Origin of the sequence: Paraburkholderia sp. (assembly GCF_034668105.1) — a bacterium.
Lineage (GTDB): Bacteria > Pseudomonadota > Gammaproteobacteria > Burkholderiales > Burkholderiaceae > Paraburkholderia.
Genome location: NZ_JAXDPY010000069.1, coordinates 1 through 5,659, shown reverse-complemented (window position 1 = coordinate 5,659; position 5,659 = coordinate 1). Strand labels below are relative to the sequence as shown.

General features: G+C 60.3%; 5 protein-coding genes and 1 pseudogene. All 6 read left to right on the top strand.

Annotated elements, in window-relative coordinates:
- The coding region (locus QOC89_RS03555; protein WP_323043758.1) for a MucB/RseB C-terminal domain-containing protein at positions 1–136 on the top strand (136 nt) is incomplete at its 5' end.
- A 35-nt stretch (positions 137–171) separates the two neighbouring features.
- A pseudogene (locus QOC89_RS03550) lies at positions 172–1,686 on the top strand (DegQ family serine endoprotease).
- Entirely contained in the window at positions 1,683–1,973 is a 291-nt protein-coding gene (locus QOC89_RS03545) for a glutaredoxin family protein (RefSeq protein ID WP_323043757.1), read from the top strand. The pseudogene QOC89_RS03550 and the gene QOC89_RS03545 overlap by 4 nt, the downstream one beginning before the upstream one ends.
- A gap of 193 nt (positions 1,974–2,166) precedes the next feature.
- Positions 2,167–3,960, top strand: coding sequence for a translation elongation factor 4 (gene lepA / locus QOC89_RS03540; RefSeq protein ID WP_323043756.1), 1,794 nt, complete (start codon positions 2,167–2,169; stop codon positions 3,958–3,960).
- An 18-nt stretch (positions 3,961–3,978) separates the two neighbouring features.
- A complete protein-coding gene (lepB, locus tag QOC89_RS03535) occupies positions 3,979–4,872 on the top strand; it encodes a signal peptidase I (protein ID WP_323043755.1) in 894 nt (297 codons plus the stop codon).
- A 175-nt stretch (positions 4,873–5,047) separates the two neighbouring features.
- Positions 5,048–5,659 (top strand): ribonuclease III (gene rnc, locus QOC89_RS03530; RefSeq protein WP_323043754.1); only part of this gene is annotated, 612 nt, incomplete at its 3' end.

Genomic DNA, 5,659 nt, shown 5'->3' with positions numbered 1-5,659 from the left:
AGGCGCGGGCAGCAGCGGCGCGACGCATGTGCTGGTCAAGCGGCGCGGCGACTTCTGGATTACTCTGCTCGGTGAAGTGCCCCAGACCACGTTGCAGCAATTCGCGTCTGCCATAGAATACAAGGCTCCGAAGTAATCCTCCGAATTCTGAATCCCTCGGCTTCCTACGATATGACGACTTTCTCGGTGCGCAAATTCCTCGCGGCCGCGGTGGTAGCGGCGTGTTTGCCGCTCGTGCCGCACATGGCGTCGGCGGCTCCCGCTGCCAATCTGCCCGACTTCACTGACCTCGTCGACAAGGTCGGCCCAGCAGTCGTCAACATTCGCACGACTACGCGCGTGTCGAACAGCGGTGCCCGGGGCGGATTGCCGCCGGGCATGGACGACGGCGACATGTCGGAGTTTTTCCGCCGCTTCTTTGGTATTCCTTTGCCACAGTCGCCGCAATCTCCGGGTGCCCCAAGCTCCCCGCGCGGCGACGATAAAGGCGGGAGCGGCGGCAGCCAGGATTCGCCGGACAACAGCGATCCCGAACAAAACAGCGGCGTCGGCTCGGGCTTCATTCTGTCGGCTGACGGCTACGTGATGACCAACGCGCACGTCGTCGACGACGCGGACACCATTTACGTCACGCTCACTGACAAGCGCGAGTTCAAGGCGAAGCTGATTGGCGTGGACGATCGGACCGACGTGGCCGTCGTGAAGATCAGCGCTGCTAATTTGCCGACCATCACGATCGGCGACTCGAACAAGGTTCGCGTGGGCGAGTGGGTCGTCGCGATCGGCTCGCCATTCGGTCTCGAGAACACGGTGACGGCCGGTATCGTCAGCGCCAAGGGGCGTGATACGGGCGATTATCTGCCGTTCATTCAGACCGACGTAGCCGTCAATCCGGGTAACTCGGGCGGTCCGCTGATCAACATGCAAGGGGAAGTGATCGGCATCAACTCGCAGATCTACAGCCGCACGGGTGGTTTCATGGGCATCTCGTTCGCGATTCCAATCGACGAGGCGATGCGCGTGGCCGATCAGCTGAAATCCTCGGGCAAGGTCGTGCGTGGCCGGATCGCGGTGGCGATCGGTGAAGTGACGAAAGACGTGGCCGATTCACTCGGGCTGCCGAAAGCACAGGGCGCGCTGGTCAGCAGCGTCGAACCGGGCGGTCCGGCGGATAAGGCGGGCGTGCAGCCAGGCGACATCATCCTGAAGTTCAACGGCCATTCGGTCGACACGGCGACGGATTTGCCGCGCATGGTCGGCGACACGAAGCCGGGCACCAAGTCGACGATTACGATCTGGCGCAAGGGCCAGACGCGTGATCTGCCGGTCACGATTGCCGAGATGCAACCGGACAAGACCGCCAAGGCGGATCAGAAGTAGCCGCCGGTGCCGAAGCAGCGCGCCACGAACGTGCTGGGTCTCGCCGTCAGCGATATTCCTGCTGACCAGTTAAAGGCGCTAAAACTGCACAACGGCGTGCAGATCGACGCGGTAGACGGGCCGGCCGTGCGCGTTGGGCTGCAAAAGGGCGACATCGTCCTGCGCGTCGGCGACACGGACATCACGAGCGCGAAGCAGTTCGACGATCTGACCTCGCATCTCGACTCGCAAAAGATGGTGGCGTTGCTGGTCCGTCGCGGCGAGAACACGCAGTTCGTGCCGATTCGCCCGCGCGCGCAGAAATGAAGCAGGTGGCGCCGCTCACGCTCTACGGGCGCGCGTGGTGCCACTTATGCGATGACATGCGCGCCGCGCTCGAGCCTTTGCTGGCTGAATTTGGCGCGCAAGTCGTCGTGATCGACGTCGACACCGATCCGTTGCTGGAAGCGCGTTATAACGAATGGGTGCCGGTTCTCGTCTGCGACGGCGTCGAACTGTGTCACTATCACCTCGACGCGCCGCGGGTTCGTGCCGCACTTGCCGCACGCCTGGCAGCGGCGCAAACGGAATCCCCGTATTCGGGGTCCAATTAAAGGCCCAAATCGCGCACGAACGTGCGTTGTCGCCCGCCTGTTTCACGTCTTTCTTGAGCCGTCTTTTCTGCCCGAGCTTCGCAAGGTGCGCCGGGCGATAGCCTTTTCGGCTAAAATAGATAGGTTTTTCACCTACTTACAAGGCGTGCTCCGCTATTGTCCGAGCGCGCCTTTTTCGCTTGATCGGTACTGAATGGATCATATTCGTAACTTCTCGATCATTGCGCACATCGACCATGGCAAGTCGACGCTCGCGGATCGCATCATCCAGATCTGCGGTGGCTTATCCGACCGCGAGATGGAATCCCAGGTGCTCGACTCGATGGATCTCGAGCGCGAGCGCGGCATCACCATCAAGGCACAAACCGCCGCACTGACGTACAAGGCCCGTGACGGGCAGATCTATAACCTGAACATGATCGACACGCCGGGCCACGTCGACTTCTCGTACGAAGTCAGCCGCTCGCTGTCCGCATGTGAAGGCGCGCTGCTGGTCGTCGACGCAAGCCAGGGCGTGGAAGCGCAAACCGTTGCCAACTGCTACACGGCAATCGAGCTTGGCGTCGATGTGATCCCGGTCCTGAACAAGATCGACTTGCCGGCCGCGAACCCCGAGAACGCGATCGAAGAAATCGAAGACGTGATTGGTATCGACGCCACCGACGCTACGCGTTGCAGCGCGAAGACCGGCCTCGGCGTGGAAGACGTGCTCGAAGCGCTGGTCGCCAAAGTGCCTCCGCCCAAGGGCGATCCCGAAGCACCGCTGCAAGCGCTGATCATCGACTCGTGGTTTGACAACTACGTCGGCGTGGTGATGCTGGTGCGTATCGTCAACGGCACGCTGCGTCCAAAAGACAAGATCCGCATGATGGCGACCGGCGCGCAGTACCCGGTCGAGCATATCGGCGTGTTCACGCCGAAGTCGAAGAATCTCGAATCGCTGTCCGCCGGGCAGGTGGGCTTCATCATCGCGGGCATCAAGGAATTGGCCGCCGCGAAGGTGGGCGACACCGTCACGCTGGTGAACCGTCCGGCCGCCGAGCCGCTGCCGGGTTTCAAGGAAGTGAAGCCGCAGGTGTTCGCCGGTCTCTATCCGGTCGAAGCGAACCAGTACGACGCGCTGCGTGACTCGCTGGAAAAGCTGAAGCTGAACGACGCGTCGCTGATGTACGAGCCGGAAGTATCGCAGGCGCTCGGCTTCGGTTTCCGTTGCGGCTTCCTCGGCCTGTTGCACATGGAAATCGTGCAGGAGCGTCTCGAGCGCGAATTCGACATGGATCTGATCACCACGGCGCCGACCGTGGTGTATGAAGTCCTGCAGCGCGACGGCACGGTCCTCATGGTCGAGAATCCGGCCAAGATGCCCGAGCCGTCGAAGATCGAGGAAGTGCGCGAGCCGATCGTCACCGTCAATCTGTACATGCCGCAAGACTATGTCGGCGCGGTGATCACGCTGTGCACGCAGAAACGCGGCAACCAGATCAACATGCAGTACCACGGCCGCCAGGTCCAGTTGACGTACGAAATCCCCATGGGCGAAGTCGTGCTCGATTTCTTCGATCGTCTGAAGTCGATCTCGCGCGGCTATGCGTCGATGGATTACGAGTTCAAGGAATATCGCGCGGCAGACGTCGTGAAGGTCGACATGCTGATCAACGGCGACAAGGTGGATGCGTTGTCGGTGATCGTGCATCGTTCGCAGAGCCAGTATCGCGGCCGCGAAGTCGCGTCGAAAATGCGCGAACTGATTCCGCGGCAAATGTACGACGTAGCGATTCAGGCCACTATCGGCGCGAACATTATTGCGCGCGAGAACATTAAAGCGTTGCGTAAGAACGTGCTGGCAAAATGCTACGGCGGCGATATTAGCCGTAAGAAGAAACTGCTTGAAAAACAAAAGGCAGGCAAGAAGCGAATGAAGCAGGTCGGGTCCGTCGAGATTCCGCAAGAGGCTTTCCTCGCGATCCTGCGTGTCGAAGACAAATAAGACGAACAACGGATCTCTATGAATTTTGCGCTGATTCTTTTTGTGCTCGTCATTTTGACGGGCGTCGCATGGGTCGCAGACAAACTGGTTTTCATGCCGCAACGGCGCCGCGCGGCGCAAGCCGCGGTTGCTGAGTTCGACCGCCAGCAGGCACGCGTCGGCGAGCGTTTCGCCGACGAAAACGCGGCGCAAACGCGCGCCCGTCTGCGTGACGACAAGCTGCGTCAACCGTGGTGGCTCGAGTATTCGGCGAGCTTTTTCCCGGTGATTCTGGTGGTATTCCTGGTGCGCTCGTTCGTGGTCGAGCCGTTCAAGATTCCGTCGGGTTCGATGGTGCCGACTCTGCTGGTGGGCGATTTCATCCTCGTCAACAAATTCGACTACGGCATTCGCCTGCCGATCACCAACACGAAGATCACCGAAGGCCGTCCGCTGGAACGTGGCGACGTGGTGGTGTTCCGCTACCCGAAAGACGAATCGGTCGATTACATCAAGCGCGTGATCGGCTTGCCGGGCGACACCGTTGCTTATCAGGACAAGCAACTGACGATCAACGGCAAGCCGGTGCCGGAAACGGCGCTGCCTGACTACCTCGACGAAGAGCGCCTCGGCTACGCGAAGCAATTCGAAGAAGATCTGGACGGCCGCAAGAACGCGATTCTGAACAACCCGGCCGTGCCGCCGTTCATCGTCGGCGCAGAAGATTATCCCTATCGCGATAACTGCACGTACAACGCACGCGGCGTGATCTGCAAAGTGCCGCCGGGCAACTACTTCATGATGGGCGACAACCGCGATAACAGCGCCGATAGCCGCTACTGGGGTTTTGCGCCGGACAAGAATGTCGTCGGTCGCGCATTTTTCATCTGGATGAACTTCAGCGATCTGAAGCGCATCGGCTCATTCCACTGAGCCCGCATGTCTTGAGTGCACGACACGCCGCGCAGGTGGCCCACACTTCGGTCACATCAGTCGCGGCGTGTTAGCACGCTACTTTAAGAATCCGCGGTAACGTCGCTTCACCACGCTTTTTCCGCTGGCCGTCCCGCGTTTTCGCCGGGGCAGGCGCCCGCGTTATACTCTGCCCATGCCCCTATCTCCGTTGGAAAGCCGTCTGCGCTACGAATTTCGCAATGCGGAATTGTTGCGCCAGGCTTTAACGCACCGCAGTCATAGTTCCACGCACAACGAACGGCTCGAGTTTCTCGGCGATTCCGTTCTCAATTGCGCGGTGGCTGCGCTTTTGTTCCAACGTTTCGGCAAACTGGACGAAGGCGATCTGTCGCGCGTGCGCGCCAATCTGGTCAAACAGCAGTCGCTTTACGAGATCGCTCAGGCCCTGAATATTTCCGAAGGGCTGCGTCTCGGTGAGGGTGAACTGCGCAGCGGTGGCTTCCGCCGTCCGTCGATTCTTGCTGACACGCTCGAAGCCGTGCTCGGTGCAGTGTTCCTCGACGGTGGCTTCGAAGCAGCTCAGACGGTCATTAAACGCCTCTACGTGCCGATTCTGGACCACATCGACCCGCGCACTCTCGGCAAAGACTCCAAGACGCTGCTCCAGGAGTATCTGCAAGGTCACAAGATCGCGTTGCCCACATATACGGTGGTCGCGACTCATGGTGCGGCGCACAATCAGCAGTTCGAAGTGGAATGCACGGTTCCCAAGCTGGACGTGAAAGTGTCCGGCTCCGGCGCGAGC